The organism is Microbacterium sp. (genome assembly GCF_047605725.1).
Lineage (GTDB): Bacteria > Actinomycetota > Actinomycetes > Actinomycetales > Microbacteriaceae > Microbacterium.
Genome location: NZ_JASGFE010000015.1, coordinates 1 through 14,790 on the forward strand (window position 1 = coordinate 1; position 14,790 = coordinate 14,790).

Sequence of the window (14,790 nt, forward strand, 5' to 3'; positions counted from 1 at the left end):
CTGCGCCCCCGACAACCAGAACAAGGAGAAGACCCGCTTCCGCTACCAGCGCCGCGCCGACAGCACCGTGCAACTCGTCTCACCCACCGGCTACACCACCCGACAACCCCGACCCGGCGAAAAAGAAGCCGCGGCGATCCTCACACGCCTGCGCACACAGACCGCTACGACGCCCCGCATCCCTCCGTTCTGACGGGCGGCGACGGTAGTATTACATTGGTCGATCGCGAGGTATTACAGAGGTGGGATGTGAAGCTCAACACGAAAGGACAGGTCACGATCCCCGCCGAGCTGCGGCGGAAGCATGGCTTCGCTGCGGGCGACGAGGTGAGCGTGATCGATGACGGAGGAGTCCTGCGGATCGTCCACCACGACGACCTGACAACGGGCCAGCGCGCTGTGCTGCGCGTTCGCGGGAGCGCAGGGAACGGTCCCGCGACCGACGACATCATGGCCATGACCCGTGGAGAATAGGCGACCTGCCGTCCTGGTGGACACGAACGTCCTGCTCGACGTCGTGACGAACCATCCGCGCTGGTCGGACTGGTCGAGCGATGCGTTGGCACGCGCTCTTGACGCCGGTGATCTCGTCATCAACCAGCTCGTCTTCGCCGAGTTGTCCGTGCGATTCGCGTCCGAAGACGAGCTCACTGCCGTGATCGGTCAGCTGCGATTGATACGCGAGAACCTGCCCTACGAGGCGGCCTATCCCGCCGCGAAGGCATTCGCCGACTATCGACGACGCGGAGGATCGCGTACTGCGATCCTCCCTGATTTCTACATCGGCGCCCATGCTATCGTCAGGGGCCATACGCTTCTGACGCGCGATGCACGTCGCTACCGCACCGCCTTCCCGACGCTGAGGGTCATCGCACCCGACTGACGCTCGTGGGGATACCACCATCCGCTGACCCCGGCCCGCCGTAGGCGGCGCACAGCTGAGCCGGCAGCGGCCTGTCAGGACGCGCGGACGATGTCGACGCCGACACCGAAATACTGATGGACGAGGATGTTCCTGAAGCCGCGGATCTGCGGCCAGGCGGGATCCATCTCGACGAGGATGTCGATGTCGCTGCCGGTATGCGCGGTGCCGCGCGCGACCGAGCCGAACAGCTTCGGGGCCGTCGCCGCGGGGAGCGACCTCTACGGGCGATGGACGATCGGCCCCATGCCGCTGTGCGGGACATCCCACGATGCACGTCGGCACCCCGGTTACGCTGGGTGCCCGTGACCGCATCAGCCCGCCCTCGCATCGGCATCGTCGTCACGGACGAGTACTCCCCCGAGGATCCCGACCACGACACTCCGATCCTGCTCGCCGCGCTCCGCGAGCGCGGCGCCCTCGCCGAGCCCGTCGTGTGGCACGCCGACGAGACGGACCTCGGCGCCTTCGACCTGCTCGTGATCCGCTCGCCGTGGGATTACCCCGTCCGCTTCGACGAGTTCCACGCGTGGCTCGACCGGGCCGAGGCCACCACGCACGTGCTGAACTCGCCGTCGATGGTCCGCTGGAACCTCGACAAGCGCTACCTGCGCGGCCTGGAGAGCGCCGGCATCCGCGTCGTGCCGACGCAGTACTGCGCCACGGCCGACGAGGCGCGCGCGGCGCTCGACGCACACGGCGCGGAGCGGGTGGTCGTCAAGCCCGTCATCTCCGGCGGGGCTCGCGACACCGGGTTGTTCGACGCGCACGACCCGCGGGCGGCCGCCCTCGCCGCGCGCATCGTCGCCGGCGGCGGCGTCGCGATGATACAGCCCGAGGTCCCCGAGCTCAGCGCGGGTCGAGAGAAGGCGCTCTACGCGATCGACGGGCACCACACGCACGCGATCGCCAAGGGCGCGCTCCTCGAGCACGGCGGAAGCCTCATCGGCGGCGTCTACATCGAGCACCCCGAGCCCGTGCCCACGACCGCGGCCGAGCGCGCGTTCGCCGAGGCCGCACTGCGCGCGGTCGCCGAGCTCACCGGCGAGCCCGCGCCGCTCTACGCTCGCGTCGACACCGTCGACTCCGCCGACTTCGGGCTGGTCGCCCTCGAGGTCGAGCTCGTCGAGCCCGCCCTCAACCTGCACATCGCGCCGCACGTGGTCGGCATGGTGACGGATGCCGTCCTCCGTGCCGCCGCACGCACTTCCCCCCTACGATCGGGACTATGACCGATTCCTGGCTCGTCCTGGTCGCCAACGCCGGCGACGGAAGCATCAGCACGTTCCGACTCGACGGCGACGCGTTCGTCCGCATCGCGGTGACCGAGGGCCTGCCCGGCTGCTCCACCTTCGCGATCGACCCCGAGCGGAACCTCGTCCACGCCGCGGTCAAGGGCGATCCCGTCGGCATCCTGACCCTCTCCCTCGACCGCACGACCGGACGGCTCACACCGCTCTCGCGCCTGGATCTGACCGACGGCGGCATGAACTACCTCGCGCTCACGCGCGGAGGCACGGGCCTGCTCGGCGCCTCGTACGGCGGGGGCTACGGCATCTCCTGCCCGATCGTCGACGGTGTGGTCAAGGCGCCGGTCTCGCGGATCGCCTTCCCCAACCTGCACTCGGTGATCCCCAGCGCCGACGGCCGCTTCGCGTATTTCGTCTCGCTGGGCGCCGACCTCGTCGCCCAGTACGCGCTCGACGACGAACTCGCCCTGGTTCCGCTGGAGCCCGGGACTGTGGCCTGCCCGCCCGGAAGCGGCCCGCGACACCTCGTGCTGAACGAGGCGCAGGATGCCGTCTACGTGCTGACCGAGTTCTCCGGCGAGGTGCTGAGCTTCGCGCGCGACACCGCTGCCGGCGCGCTGACCCTGCGTGAGGCGACCACCGCGTACGACCCGACGAAAGGTCTCGGTCACAGCGTGTTCGGCGCCGACCCGATGGCCAACCACTTCATCTGGGGTGCCGACCTGCACCTCGCCGACGACGGGCGCCGCCTTTGGTGCACCGAGCGCACCGAGAGCACACTGGGCGCGGTCGCGATCGCCGCCGACGGCTCGGTGTCGGCGCCCGACCGCTTCTTCGTCACCGAGCCGCAGCCCCGCGGCTTCGCGGTGAGCCCCGACGGCGCCCACCTCGTCGCGGCCGGCGAGCGCTCCACGACGGTGTCGCTGTACCGCGTCGAGGGCGATCGGCTGGAGCTGCGTCAGCGCGCCGAGACCGGCGGCGGCGCCAACTGGGTGCGCTTCGTCGCGGCCTGCTGAGCGGTCACAGCATCCACAGCTCGAACTCCATCCCGCCGCCTCTGGGCGGATCGGCGATCACCGGCGGAGGCTGCTGATGGCGGCGCAGAGCCCGCAGCGGCGCGTCCCGCACGCGGCCCGCAGCTCCCGGCGCCCCGGCGCGCAGCCGGGTGAGCTCGCGGGCCCGGGGACCTGTCGGGATGTCGTCGGGAAGCGCCCCCGCGGCGACCAACCAGCCCGGCAGGCCCAGCAGCCGCGCCACGCCCGCGAGGCGCTCCGACTCGAACACGCTGTCGGGGTCGAGCTCCTCCCCGAGCAGCTCGGTCAGCCGTCCCGCGGCCTCCTCGTGCCCGCACAGCGCGGCGAAGGTCTCGGCGTGTTCTGTGCCCACCGGCTCGGACAGCACGTCCTTGTCGGCATCCGGCTCCTGGGACGGATCACTGGAGTATCGGCCGAGCTCCTCGCCGGACCGCCAGGCCACGAGCGCGAGCTGGCGATCTCGTCTCACGCGCACGGCGAGCACGACCCCCGGCATCCGCTCGGCGACGAAGGCGGCCGCCTCGATCACGCCGCGCCGCCCGTCGGCGACGACCCCGTCGCCGGGCTCACCGATCACCACCGCCCAGCCGTCGCCGGGCGGGGCGACCCACCCCGAGAAGTGGAGCTGGAGCAGCAGCGGCAGCAGTGCCTGCGCCGAGGCGCCGGCGGCGGGCAGCAGCATCGCCCCGTAGCTCATCCCGCCCTGGCTCGCCGGCACGGGCACGGACGGCAACGGCAGGTACACGCATCGATCATCCCCCATCCGGCGCCGCCGTGACGGCCCCCGGATGCCGGGAACCTGAGATACTGCTGGAGTCGACCACTCAGGAGAACGCACATGAACGACACCGGATCCATCACCCGCACCCCCGGCACCGAGACGGCCGTCCTCGCCGGCGGCTGCTTCTGGGGCATGGAGGATCTCATCCGTCACCAGCCGGGCGTGCTCGCCACCCGCGTCGGCTACACCGGCGGGCAGAACGACCACGCGACCTACCGCCACCACCCCGGTCACGCGGAGTCCGTCGAGATCGTCTTCGATCCGACGAAGACGACGTACCGAGACATCCTCGCGTTCTTCTTCCAGATCCACGACCCCTCGACCCTCAATCGTCAGGGCAAAGACCTCGGCACCAGCTACCGGTCGGCCATCTTCCCGCTCACGCCGGAGCAGGAGGAGATCGCCCGCGACACCATCGCGGACGTCGACGCCTCCGGCCTGTGGCCGGGCAGGGCCGTCACGTCGATCGAGCCCGCGGGACCCTTCTGGGAGGCCGAGCCCGAGCATCAGGACTACCTGCAGCGCAACCCGGAGGGGTACACGTGCCACTTCCCGCGCGCGGACTGGGTGCTGCCCCGGCGCAGCGCCACGGTCTGATCCGGCGCCCCGTTCAGCCGACCCCGCCGCCGCTCCGCCACGAGCACGTGGCAGACTCGGACGGGTGTGGATGGGCTGGATCGAGTTCGACCTCCTGCTCGGCGACGTGCGCTCGCTGAAGGAGAAGCGCAACATCGTGCGGCCGATCGTCGCCGGCCTGAGCCGGCGCACCGAGGCCGCCGCGGCCGAGGTCGGCTCTCTCGACCTGCACCGGCGCGCAACGGTCGGCGTGTGCGCGCTGGCCGGCAATGCCGCGCACGTGCGGGACGTGCTCGACCGCGCCGAGCGCCTGCTCGCCCAGGAGCACCCGGAGGTCACCGTGCTCTCGGCACGGCGCGGGCTGCACTCCAGCGACGACTGATATGTGACTCGTTTTGTCAAGTGCGCAGGGGGAAGCGCCGCCAGACTGGATGCCTGGCGGCGCTTGGTCGTTCGCCGGGGGGCTGGTCCGGGGTGCGGCGTGTCTGGTGACGCGTGGTCAGTCTGATATGCGCGGGTTGGTTACCGCATGACCCTTGTTCCGGCGAGAGCGTTCGAGCGTGTCTGAGGTCGAGCGTGGCCCGCCGGGGGGCGGCTGCTCACAGTCGGTCCGCTGGTGCGCTCCTCACGCTGCATGCGTTCCCGGGCGCCTGGCCGGGGGCGAACGAGCTTCTCGGGTCAGTCCATGACGGCCAGCGACCAGCACCAACCGGCGAGCTCGCGGGCGATCGCGGTGTTCGCGACGGTGTGCTTCTTGTGCTTCGCGGACAGCACCATCCATCGGTGGTGCAGGCGCCGGTTCCCCACGTCGCCGCGGGCCGCGGCCGCGGCCGGCGCTGCCGCCCATCGCGCCTTCATGACCTTCCCGGGTGCGTAGCGGGCCTTGTGATGCCAGGCCGCTTCGATCAGCAGCCGGCGGGCGTGCGTGTTGCCGGTCTTGGTGATCGCCCCGAGCGAGCGGGAACCGCCGGAGGAGTGCTCGGACGGCACCAGGCCCAGATACGACGCGATCGTGCGGCCGGTGAACCGGTCCCAGTCGCCGACCTCGACCGCGAGGGCGAACCCGGTCAGGGTGGAGATCCCGCGCAGGCAGCCCAGCCGCCTGGTCACGGCGGTGAACTCCGAATCCTCAGCCATCGTCAGGATGTCGCGGTCGAGCCGGTCGCGGCGCGCCAGGATGGCCGTGACGGCGTCGTAGCCGGCGTCGAACGCGTGCAGCGTTCCGGGACCCGCGTCGTCCAGCCCGTCGCGGCGGACCCGCCGCAGCCAGGCGTCATGCGCCCCGGTCCACGCGTCTTTCCCCGCCTCATAGACGATCCCGCGGCGCAGCAGCAGCTTCGAGAGCCGGTGCCGGGCCGCCATCAGCTCGACCCGGGCATCATCGCGGGCGCGCACCAGGTCGCGGGCGGATTCCTCCGCCACCGTCGGCACCCGCACCGCGGTCAGCTCGTCCATCCGCAGCAGCCGCGCGATCAGCAGCGCATCCCGGGCGTCGGTCTTCACCCTGTCCCCGGCCGGCCGGATGATCTTCGACGGAGCCGCGACCGTGCACGCCACACCCGCCGTCTCGAGCTTGCGTGCCAGCCCGAACCCCGTCGGGCCGGCCTCATACGCGGCATGCACCGGCCCATGCCGGCTCGCGATCCGCGTCACCCAGTCGACGACTTCCGCGTTCACCCCGGGAAGCTTGACCTCGATCACCTCACCGGTCGACAAGTCGATCGCCGCCGCCCGCACGCTCCGCGCGTGCACATCCAAACCAATCGCCGTACGCTCGTTGAACACCAGGGCCTCCGCTGCATGTCGGCATCCCGAGGCCACTCCTCGAGATGATCCACGAATCTGCACCGTGAGGCCCTGGGCCCACAAGAGCTTCAGAACCCCACACTCATAGGGTCTGAATCAGTCCTGCGGGCCGGCGAAGTCCTCGGGGTCGACGTCGTCGAGGAAGCGTTGGAACTCGGCGAGACTCTCCGCGGCTTCGGCCTCGGTGAGCACATCGGGCACGCCCGCCTCGTCCATGACGGCCTCGGCGACGCTGATCGGGATGCCCAGGCGCGAGGCCAGCGCGACGGCATCCGACGGCCGCGCATCGACGACGCGGTCGCCGCCGGGCGTCGACAGCGAGATCTCGGCGTAGAACGTGCCCTCATCGATGCGTGTGATCTCGACCCCAGTCGCCTCGGCGCCGGCCGCGGTCAGCAACTCGCGCATCAGGTCGTGCGCGAGCGGACGCGGCGGGGTCGCGCCCTGCACCGCGATCAGGATCGAGGTCGCCTCCAGCTGCCCGATCCACACGGGCAGGATCTCGCCCTCCCCCGGCAGTTCGTCGAGGGGCTTGAGGAGGAGGACGTGCTGATGCGCGCCGTCGAGCGCGACGCCGGCGACGCGTACCTGGACCATCTCGCCTCCCTCCAGCCATCGTAGGCACCGCGGCAGACATCGGGCGCGGCCCGGCCGAGACCCGTCACGGGCCGACGGATGCCTCCGCGAGGGCCGCCAGCTCGCCGCCTGCGTGATCGAGACCGGGCACCCCGACGATCGGCGCCTGGATCAGCACGGGCAGGCATGCCGCGAAGGGCGACGCCTCATCCCGCCAGCGCCTCGGCGATCGGCACGTCGCCCGAGTTGAAGCGGATCGTCGCGCCGACAGTCGCCGGCGTCTCGATCGCGGCCAGGACGACGGCCGCGACATCGGCACGCGACACCGACCCCGACGTCGCGGCGCGCGCGTCGATGCTCCCCGTCGGCGGGTCGAGCGTGAGCGTGCTGGGCGCGACGATCGTCCAGTCCAGACCGCTCCCGCGCAGGTGCTCGTCGGCGGCCGCCTTCGCCTCCGCGTAGGCGAAGAATCCGTCGGCGGGGGCGACGCCGTGGTCGAGGCGTGCACGGAAGTACGACACCATGACGTACCTGCGGACCCCCGCGGCGCGTGCCGCGTCGATCGAGCGGATCGCGGCATCCCGATCGACGGAGTACGTGCGGCCCGTGCCACCGCCGCCCGCGCCGGCGGACCACACCACGACGTCGTGGCCGCTCACGAGCCCTGTCAGTTGGTCGGTGTCGAGCGTCTCGACATCGGCGACGAGGGGAACCGCCCCGGTAGCGGCGACATCCGCCTCGTGATCGGGATTGCGGAAGACCGCCGTCACGTCGTGGCCTGCGGCCACGAGCAAAGGCTCGAGCAGCAGCGCCACCTTGCCGTGTCCGCCGATGAGCAGGATGCGGGCCATGAGGGCTCCTTCCGTCGCTGAATCGAGCCTATGCGTCACGGCCGTCCACCGCCGGGCCCGCGCGAGCTGGACCGCCGAGCAGATCACCCCGGCGTCGGCTCAGGGGATCCACTCCAGCTCGGGTCCGAGTCGCTCCGTGCGGGCACGACGCGCCTCCTCGGCCGCTGCGCGGTGCGCGCGGGCGAGGATCTCGTCGGCGTTGGCGGCCGCATCGCGCGCGTAGAGGCGCGCCTGCGCGGCGAGGTGGGCGGGTCCGAGGCACTCGAAGTACGAGAAGAAGCCGCGCGTGGGGTTCCGCACGGCCTGGACGGGGATGGTGTCGGTGTCGGCCATGCGCTCAGGTAACGCTCCCCGCATGACGAAACGTGATGAGAGCGGTGACGGGCCCGTTAATCCGGACTGTGAGTCCACCGAGTGCCGCGAGCCCGCCGCTCGCGCTCATCGGCCATGCCAACCCCGGAGAGTTGCGCGAAGCTCGGAGGATTTCGGCTGGATCCTCCGAACTTCGCGCGATCCTCCGAAGTTCGTGGCGGACACCTGGCCGTGGCATCCATTCAGCGGAATGCATTCGGCCCGCGTACCGTTGACCTCACCATGCAGCGCTTCGGAACCCTCTCCTTCGGACACTACGGGCCGCTGGGCGGCGGACGGATCCTCTCCGCGCGGGACTCGATGGTCCAGGCGATCGAACTGGCCGAGGGCATGGACGAGCTCGGGGTCAACGGCGCCTACTTCCGGGTCCACCACTTCGCGCGGCAGCAGTCCTCACCCATGCCGCTGCTGGCCGCCATCGCGGCGCGCACGCGGCGGATCGAGGTCGGCACCGGCGTCATCGACCTGCGCTACGAGAACCCGCTGCAGCTGGCCGAGGAGGCGGCATCCGTCGATCTGATCAGCGACGGACGGCTCGCACTCGGCGTGAGCCGCGGGTCACCGGAGACCGTCGTGCGCGGCTACGAGGCGTTCGGCTACACGGGATCGTCCGACCCCCGTGGCGCGGATCTGGCCCGCGATCACTTCGACACGTTCCTGCGCGCCGTCGAGGGCGAGGGCATGGCCGACCGCGATCCGCACAGCCCGTTCGGCGGCGGCACGGGTCGGCAGCGCATCGAGCCGCACTCCCCCGGCCTGCGCTCCCGGGTCTGGTGGGGAGCAGGCAACCGCGACACCGCGCAGTGGGCGGGCCGCATGGGAGTGAACCTCATGTCGTCGACGCTCCTCACCGAGGACCGCGGACTGCCGTTCGACGAGCTGCAGGCCGAGCAGATCGCCGCCTTCCGCGACGCATGGCGCGAGGCCCGGCACGCCGGCGAGCCGCGCGTGTCGGTGAGCCGCTCGATCTTCCCGATCACGACCGCGGAGGACGAGCTGTACTTCGGAGGGCGGCAGGACGGCGACCAGGTCGGCGTCATCGACGGCATGCGCTCCACCTTCGGCAAGACGTATGCCGGGGCGCCGGACGTCCTGGTCGAGCAGCTGAAGGCGGATGCCGCGATCCGCAGCGCCGACACGCTCATGCTCACGATCCCCTCGCAGCTGGGCGTCGCCTTCAACCTGCACCTCGTCGAGTCGTTCGCCCGGCATGTCGCGCCGGCGCTCGGCTGGCAGCCGAACACGGAGGGACCGGTCGAAGGAGACGCGATCTGAGTCGCGGCACGACCCAAGTACCTCCGCACGAGCAAGCGACGGTGATGAAAATGACAAAGCAAACGAAACCAGACGAAGTACTCGCTGACCGTTTCGAGAACTTCGATTTTGAGAACGCGGTTCACTCCGGACGTGACCCATTGCGTGCCCTGCACTGGGCGGCGCAGTTCCGGGACTACGCCAATCAGCAACTCACCGTTGTCGTTGCGGAAGCGCGAGAGTCAGGCGCGACCTGGACGCAGATCGGAGACGCGCTCGGCGTCAGCCACCAGGCTGCGATGAAGCGCTACAAGCAGTCCGCCTGAAGCCTTCCCGACGAGTTTCTCGTGCGCCATAGTGTTGGGGCGTGGAGATTCTGCGACTCGCTGGGCCGCCGGGCGTCGGGAAGTCAACGGTTGCGTGGACGCTCGCTCAGCACGCAGCCGAAACCGGCATCCCCGTCGCGTATCTTGACATCGACCAACTGGGTATGTGCTATCCCGCCGCCGATGATGACCCAGATCGTTGGCGGCTCAAAGAGCGTGCACTTCGACGGTTGGCGCGAAAATTCGCGGCTGCGGGCGCGGAGCGCTTGATCGTTTCGGGAGTGGCGTCCCCCGACGCTCCCCCGCCAGCCAGTGAGTTTCCCACCTGGTCTCTCTGGCTCAATGCGCCCGAGACGGTTCTTGGCGCGCGTCTGGCAACACGGGGCTGGACAAGCGAACGCGTTGCAGAGGTCGCGTCGATCGGCGCCTCCGAATCGAGCCGTGCTGATCCGAGTTGGACTCGGCTCGAGACCGGTGAGCGAGCACCGCATCAGACGGTGGCCGACGTGCTCAGGGCCCTGGATGCCAGCCCTCCACTCCATGCTGCCGCACCCTTCTTCACCCCCGAGTCCGCAGATCAGCACCGAAGTGACAGTGGGCCATTTCGCGTGTTGTGGTTGTGCGGACCGCGCGTAGCCGGCACTTCAAGCGTTGGTTGGGCTGTTGCCACTGAGGCATGGAGCAAGGAGTATCGCACCGGGTTCATCGATGCGGCACAACTCAGCTTCGTCTGGAACATCGACCGCCCTGTCGGGGCATGTCATGCCCAAGAGCTTGCACACGTCTTCCGAGACGCTGGCGCCCAGAGCGTGGTCATCGTCGCACCCCTGCTGGTCGACCCCCGCGCGGTGCGTCAGACGCTGGCTTCTGACGGCTTCGGCTGGGTTCGGATACGTGCCGACGAGGATGCCCGCCGTGAGCGCATCCGGCATCGCCGCCAAGGGCGCGGTCCCGTCCTGCCTGGCGATGATCTGGTTGCGGCGCCCGAATCAGTGCTCGAATCGGTACTCGCGGAGGGAAGCACGCAACTCGGGATGCCCCTTCGTGACGGCGAGGCTCTGCTCGACACCAGCTGCTTGACGGTTCTCGAGGCCGCCTCGCGCGTCCAGGCAGTCGCTGAGTCGTAATGCGACTCTCGTGGTCTCAGCCGAGATCACGGTGGTTCCCGTCATCCGCGGGCTTCCCGGGTCAGAGGTCTCGGACGGTCATGAGCGAGTGGCCGCGCTCCGGGTCGACGCGGATGGTTTCGGCCGCGGTGAAGCCGAGCCTCGCCAGCACGCGTCGCGAGGCGGTGTTCCACTCCCACACCGATGCGCGCAGCCGGGAGACCCCCCCCGTCGGCATCGATCCAGCGATGAGGCGGGACCCGAGGGTCGCGCTCGCTCCACAGCTCGCGGTGGAACGCGGCATCCCCCTCCGCCCAGGGACGCAACGTCAATCGTTCGGTCTGGAGCAAACTCGTCCTCTCTGCCACGGGTGCTCGCACGTCTCAGCGCGCCGCGAGCGCGTTCTTGGCCAGGAACGTCGCCGGCTTCAGCCCGAGTCGTGGCTCGGCAGCACGGAAGAGGCGGATGGCCTCGAGCTGGGTGGTGATCTGCCGGCCGGCGGTGCCCCGCAGCAGGTCCGCCGCCCAGTCCATCGCCGGCTGAGGCGGCTGTGCCGCCTCGGGCACGTCGCCGCCGAATAGCTCCGCGAGCCGCTTGCGCGGGTCCTCACGGTCGCCGAATACCAGCGCAGATGCTCGTCCTTGCATGATGACCTCCTGATTCCGGTTCCCTTGTCACGGTAGGGGACGGCGGATACCGCGACCTCCACCACGAGGCGGATTCCCGCCGATTCCGTCCTGTGCTGCGAGGCCCGCACCCTCCCCCGCGTGGCGGACCCACGACGCGAGTAGCCTGTGCTCATGGCCCAGCGTGAACTCGTCGTGTTCCTGCATGGGCTCGGCACCGGCCCCTCGTCGTGGGCGTCGCAGCTCGCGTCGCTGCCACCGGGCTTCGCCGGCTTCGTTCCGCCCATCGCGGGGCTCGACGCCGGCGACCCGACCCCGTTCACGCTCCGTCGCGCCACCGCTCGTCTCCTCGACGAGCTGGATGCCCGGGGCGCCGCACGCGTCCACCTGTGCGGGCTCTCCCTCGGCGCGATGGTGGCCACGCAGCTCGCGATCGACCATCCCGAGCGCGTGGCCTCGCTCGTCCTCTCCGGCGGTCAGGTGCATCCGCCGCGTGCGCTCATGGCGCTGCAGTCCGTGCTCCTGCGCGTGCTCCCGGAGCGGATCGTCGCCCCCGACGGCACCGGCAAGGAGCGCGTCATCGCCGTGTCGCGCGAGATCGCCGGCACCGACTTCCGCGACCGGCTCGCAGCCATCACGGCGCCGACCCTGGTGCTGTGCGGCGCGAGGGACGTCGCGAACCTGCGCGGCGCGAGGGCTCTGGCGGCCGGCATCCCGAACGCACGCCTGCATCTCGTCACGGGCGGCGGTCACGAGCTGAACACGGACAAGCCCGCGGAGTTCACCGGCCAGCTGCTGGCCTTCCTCGCCTCAGTCGGCCCGTCACTCCACGGGGACGAGGGCGGAGATCACCCGATCGGGCCGTGAGTAGAGGTTCATCGTCGCGCCGCGGAGGAATCCCACCAGCGTGAGCCCGGACGCCTCGGCGAGGTCGACCGCCAGCGACGAGGGCGCCGACACCGCGGCCAGCACGGGGATGCCGGCCATCACGGCCTTCTGCACCAGCTCGAAGCTCGCGCGGCCGGACACCTGCAGCACCGTGCCGCGCAGCGGCAGGCGGTCGTGCAGCAGCGCCCAGCCGACGACCTTGTCCACCGCGTTGTGCCTCCCCACGTCCTCGCGGGCGACGAGCAGCTCCCCCGTCGAGCCGTCGAACAGGGCCGCCGCGTGCAGGCCCCCGGTCTTCTCGAAGGCGGCCTGCTGCGCGCGCAGCCGGTCGGGTAGGCCGGCGAGGAACCCGGCATCCACCCGCACCGCATCGCCGGCCACCTCGAAGGACGACACCGCCTCGACCGCGTCGATCGACGCCTTGCCGCACAGCCCGCACGAGCTCGTCGTGTAGAAGTTGCGGGCGAGGGAGAGGTCGGGCCGCACGGCCCCGGGCGCGAGGGTGACGTCGAGGACGTTGTAGGTGTTCCCGGTGCCGTCGGAATCGATGAGGTCCGGGATGCCGGTGGGCTCTGCGGCCGGCCGATCAGCCGGCCCGCCGCAGTGGATCGCCGAGCGGAACTGCTCGCCGCGCGAGATCACGCCCTCCGAGACGAGGAAGCCCGCGGCCAGCTCCACGTCATGGCCCGGCGTGCGCATCGTCACGACCAGCGGCGACCCGCCCAGCCGGATCTCCAGCGGCTCCTCCACGACGAGCGTGTCGGTGCGGCGGGTCGCTCCGTGGTCGTCCGCCGAGCCCACGGTGACCCGTGTGATCGAGCGGCGCGCCGTGATCCGACCCATGGCGCCATGCTAGCCCGGCGGCAAGGCCCGGGTGGCGTCAGGCTCGGGCCAGGCCCGGATGGACCCGGTCAGCCGCCGACCGCGTCCCGCTTACAGGGCGAAACGGCCCCGCGACCCCGCCCGGGCCCTGAAACCACCGATCGGCCCTGTAAGCGGGACGCACGAGCCGGCTGCCGCGGCTCGGGAGGGCCCGACCGCGGCTCCGGGGGCCGGACCGCGGCGGGAGGAAGCGGCGACCACGCCGGCACCGACCGGTCAGCCGCCGATCGCGTTCATGCCGCGCGCGGGCTGCAGGAACGCCGGGTCGTTGATGGCGTGCCCGGGGAGCTTGCCGCGCGCGCACGAGCGCAGCATCGCGTCGATCGCGCCGTCCCGGCCCCCGCCGCGCAGCACCGGGATGAGATCGTACTCGGTCGTGGAGAACAGGCAATTGCGCAGCTGTCCGTCGGCGGTGAGCCGCAGCCGGTCGCAGTCGCCGCAGAACGGCGCGGTCACCGAGGCGATCACCCCGACGGTGTGCGGCCCGCCGTCGAGCATCCAGCGCTCCGCGGGCGCTCCCCCGCGGCCCGGCACGGGGGTCAGGCTCCAGCGGGCCGAGAGCGTCGCGAGGATCTCGTCCCGCGTGACCATGCGCGTGCGGTCCCACGTGTGCCCGGCATCCAGCGGCATCTGCTCGATGAAGCGCAACTGCGCGTCGTGCGCGATCGCGAAATCGACCAGCTCGATCAGCTCGTCGTCGTTGACGTCGCGCATCGCCACCGTGTTGAGCTTGAGTGGCCGCAGGCCCGATGCCGCAGCCGCCGCGATTCCGGCCAGCACGTCGTCGAGGCGGTCACGGCGTGTGAGCGCGTGGAACCGGTCGCGGCGCAGCGTGTCGATCGAGACGTTCAGGCGGTCAAGGCCCGCCTCGATCAGCCCCGGCAGCAGCTCGGGAAGGCGGATGCCGTTCGTCGTCATCGCGAGCTCCACCGGACCCGACGAGCCCTCGACGGCGGCCAGGCGCCCCACGACCTCGACGATGTCGGGGCGCAGCAGCGGCTCGCCGCCGGTGAGCCGGAAGGTCGTGATGCCGTCGGCCGCGGCCACCCGCGCGACCCGCTCGATCTCGTCGAGCGTCAGGATGCTGGACCGGGCCAGCCACTCGTTGCCCTGCTCGGGCATGCAGTACGTGCAGCGCAGTGAGCAGCGATCGGTGAGCGAGATGCGCAGGTCGCGATGCACGCGGCCGTGGGTGTCGACCAGCGGGTCGCCGAGGGTCGCACACGGATCGGTCGTGGCGGCTCGCAGCGCCGCGGGCAGCGGCAGATCGCGCACGCCGGTGCGCGGCATCCCGATCGTCACCGGAATCGCCGTCACGGCCTGCTCCGTCGACGTCCCATCCCTTCGAGGGTATCCGCGCCCCGCCAGGACCGGCACACCCCCTGCCGGGCGGTTTCGGCGCCAGTTCCCTGCGATGGCGCCACATGTTCGTACGGGCCGAAGCAGTAAACTGGCGCCAACCCCGCGGGGCGACGCTACGGGATGCAGGAAGGTGTCGCCAACAGGGGAAGAAGGGATGCCGGCACTGGGGGGCGGATCG

General features: G+C 70.9%; 21 protein-coding genes. 11 read left to right on the forward strand and 10 right to left on the reverse strand.

From position 1 onward, the window contains the following. The 3 genes from QM641_RS04850 to QM641_RS04860 all read left to right on the forward strand — a co-directional run. The coding region (locus QM641_RS04850; protein ID WP_415114009.1) for a hypothetical protein at positions 1 to 193 on the forward strand (193 nt) is incomplete at its 5' end. A 56-nt stretch (positions 194 to 249) separates the two neighbouring features. After that, the gene (locus tag QM641_RS04855; RefSeq protein ID WP_415114011.1) at positions 250 to 474 is read left to right on the forward strand and encodes an AbrB/MazE/SpoVT family DNA-binding domain-containing protein; all 225 of its coding nucleotides are present in this window, start codon (positions 250 to 252) and stop codon (positions 472 to 474) included. A 16-nt stretch (positions 475 to 490) separates the two neighbouring features. After that, positions 491 to 883 carry a type II toxin-antitoxin system VapC family toxin gene (locus QM641_RS04860; RefSeq protein WP_415114014.1) on the forward strand — a complete coding sequence of 131 codons (393 nt, stop codon included), beginning with the start codon at positions 491 to 493 and terminating at the stop codon, positions 881 to 883. Between the two features lie 74 nt (positions 884 to 957). Here QM641_RS04860 and QM641_RS04865 read toward each other — a convergent pair whose 3' ends face one another. After that, entirely contained in the window at positions 958 to 1,113 is a 156-nt protein-coding gene (locus QM641_RS04865) for a nucleotidyltransferase family protein (protein WP_415114121.1), read from the reverse strand. A 114-nt stretch (positions 1,114 to 1,227) separates the two neighbouring features. Between QM641_RS04865 and QM641_RS04870 the strand changes: the two genes are divergently transcribed. Further along, a complete protein-coding gene (locus QM641_RS04870; RefSeq protein WP_415114016.1) occupies positions 1,228 to 2,154 on the forward strand; it encodes an ATP-grasp domain-containing protein in 927 nt (308 codons plus the stop codon). Next, on the forward strand, positions 2,151 to 3,188 hold the full coding sequence (locus QM641_RS04875; RefSeq protein WP_415114018.1) for a lactonase family protein: 1,038 nt from the start codon (positions 2,151 to 2,153) through the stop codon (positions 3,186 to 3,188). Before QM641_RS04870 ends, QM641_RS04875 begins: the two co-directional genes overlap by 4 nt. Positions 3,189 to 3,192: 4 nt before the next feature. On the opposite strand, the gene QM641_RS04880 is transcribed toward QM641_RS04875, so the two are convergent. After that, positions 3,193 to 3,951, reverse strand: a complete 759-nt coding sequence (locus QM641_RS04880; protein WP_415114021.1) for a hypothetical protein — start codon at positions 3,949 to 3,951, stop codon at positions 3,193 to 3,195. Positions 3,952 to 4,044: 93 nt separating this feature from the next. On the opposite strand from QM641_RS04880, the gene msrA reads away from it, so the two are divergent. Both msrA and QM641_RS04890 read left to right on the forward strand, forming a co-directional pair. Then, positions 4,045 to 4,584 carry a peptide-methionine (S)-S-oxide reductase MsrA gene (gene msrA, locus QM641_RS04885; RefSeq protein ID WP_415114023.1) on the forward strand — a complete coding sequence of 180 codons (540 nt, stop codon included), beginning with the start codon at positions 4,045 to 4,047 and terminating at the stop codon, positions 4,582 to 4,584. 64 nt (positions 4,585 to 4,648) lie between these two features. After that, complete coding sequence (locus QM641_RS04890; RefSeq protein ID WP_415114025.1) at positions 4,649 to 4,945, forward strand: DUF503 domain-containing protein; 297 nt, start codon at positions 4,649 to 4,651, stop codon at positions 4,943 to 4,945. 296 nt (positions 4,946 to 5,241) lie between these two features. Here the strand turns inward: QM641_RS04890 and QM641_RS04895 are convergent, their stop codons facing one another. The 4 genes from QM641_RS04895 to QM641_RS04910 all read right to left on the reverse strand — a co-directional run bounded on the left by QM641_RS04895 (position 5,242) and on the right by QM641_RS04910 (position 8,129). After that, entirely contained in the window at positions 5,242 to 6,315 is a 1,074-nt protein-coding gene (locus tag QM641_RS04895; protein WP_415114123.1) for an IS110 family transposase, read from the reverse strand. A gap of 150 nt (positions 6,316 to 6,465) precedes the next feature. Next, a complete protein-coding gene (locus QM641_RS04900) occupies positions 6,466 to 6,966 on the reverse strand; it encodes a bifunctional nuclease family protein (RefSeq protein ID WP_415114027.1) in 501 nt (166 codons plus the stop codon). Between the two features lie 185 nt (positions 6,967 to 7,151). Next, the gene (locus QM641_RS04905) at positions 7,152 to 7,796 is read right to left on the reverse strand and encodes an NAD(P)H-binding protein (protein WP_415114028.1); all 645 of its coding nucleotides are present in this window, start codon (positions 7,794 to 7,796) and stop codon (positions 7,152 to 7,154) included. Between the two features lie 99 nt (positions 7,797 to 7,895). Next, positions 7,896 to 8,129: a hypothetical protein gene (locus QM641_RS04910; RefSeq protein WP_415114029.1), complete on the reverse strand. Its 234-nt coding sequence runs from the start codon at positions 8,127 to 8,129 to the stop codon at positions 7,896 to 7,898. A 261-nt stretch (positions 8,130 to 8,390) separates the two neighbouring features. Between QM641_RS04910 and QM641_RS04915 the strand changes: the two genes are divergently transcribed. Genes QM641_RS04915 through QM641_RS04925 form a run of 3 tightly spaced genes read left to right on the forward strand, consistent with a single transcriptional unit; the run spans position 8,391 to position 10,875 of the window. After that, positions 8,391 to 9,443 carry an LLM class flavin-dependent oxidoreductase gene (locus tag QM641_RS04915; protein WP_415114030.1) on the forward strand — a complete coding sequence of 351 codons (1,053 nt, stop codon included), beginning with the start codon at positions 8,391 to 8,393 and terminating at the stop codon, positions 9,441 to 9,443. Between the two features lie 50 nt (positions 9,444 to 9,493). Continuing rightward, entirely contained in the window at positions 9,494 to 9,748 is a 255-nt protein-coding gene (locus QM641_RS04920; RefSeq protein WP_415114032.1) for a hypothetical protein, read from the forward strand. A 41-nt stretch (positions 9,749 to 9,789) separates the two neighbouring features. Beyond that, positions 9,790 to 10,875, forward strand: coding sequence for an AAA family ATPase (locus tag QM641_RS04925; protein WP_415114034.1), 1,086 nt, complete (start codon positions 9,790 to 9,792; stop codon positions 10,873 to 10,875). 61 nt (positions 10,876 to 10,936) lie between these two features. Here QM641_RS04925 and QM641_RS04930 read toward each other — a convergent pair whose 3' ends face one another. Both QM641_RS04930 and QM641_RS04935 read right to left on the reverse strand, forming a co-directional pair. After that, positions 10,937 to 11,092, reverse strand: coding sequence for a hypothetical protein (locus tag QM641_RS04930; RefSeq protein WP_415114036.1), 156 nt, complete (start codon positions 11,090 to 11,092; stop codon positions 10,937 to 10,939). A 145-nt stretch (positions 11,093 to 11,237) separates the two neighbouring features. Further along, on the reverse strand, positions 11,238 to 11,501 hold the full coding sequence (locus QM641_RS04935; protein ID WP_415114038.1) for a hypothetical protein: 264 nt from the start codon (positions 11,499 to 11,501) through the stop codon (positions 11,238 to 11,240). Between the two features lie 153 nt (positions 11,502 to 11,654). Here QM641_RS04935 and QM641_RS04940 point away from each other — a divergent pair, with 153 nt between their 5' ends. Continuing rightward, positions 11,655 to 12,347 (forward strand): alpha/beta fold hydrolase, encoded by a 693-nt coding sequence (locus QM641_RS04940; RefSeq protein WP_415114040.1) that lies wholly within the window; start codon positions 11,655 to 11,657, stop codon positions 12,345 to 12,347. Here the strand turns inward: QM641_RS04940 and fdhD are convergent. Together fdhD and moaA are read right to left on the reverse strand one after the other, a co-directional pair. Next, positions 12,303 to 13,211, reverse strand: coding sequence for a formate dehydrogenase accessory sulfurtransferase FdhD (gene fdhD / locus QM641_RS04945; RefSeq protein WP_415114042.1), 909 nt, complete (start codon positions 13,209 to 13,211; stop codon positions 12,303 to 12,305). The genes QM641_RS04940 and fdhD overlap by 45 nt on opposite strands. 255 nt (positions 13,212 to 13,466) lie before the next feature. After that, positions 13,467 to 14,540 carry a GTP 3',8-cyclase MoaA gene (gene moaA / locus QM641_RS04950; RefSeq protein ID WP_415114125.1) on the reverse strand — a complete coding sequence of 358 codons (1,074 nt, stop codon included), beginning with the start codon at positions 14,538 to 14,540 and terminating at the stop codon, positions 13,467 to 13,469. Between the last annotated feature and the right edge of the window lie 250 nt (positions 14,541 to 14,790).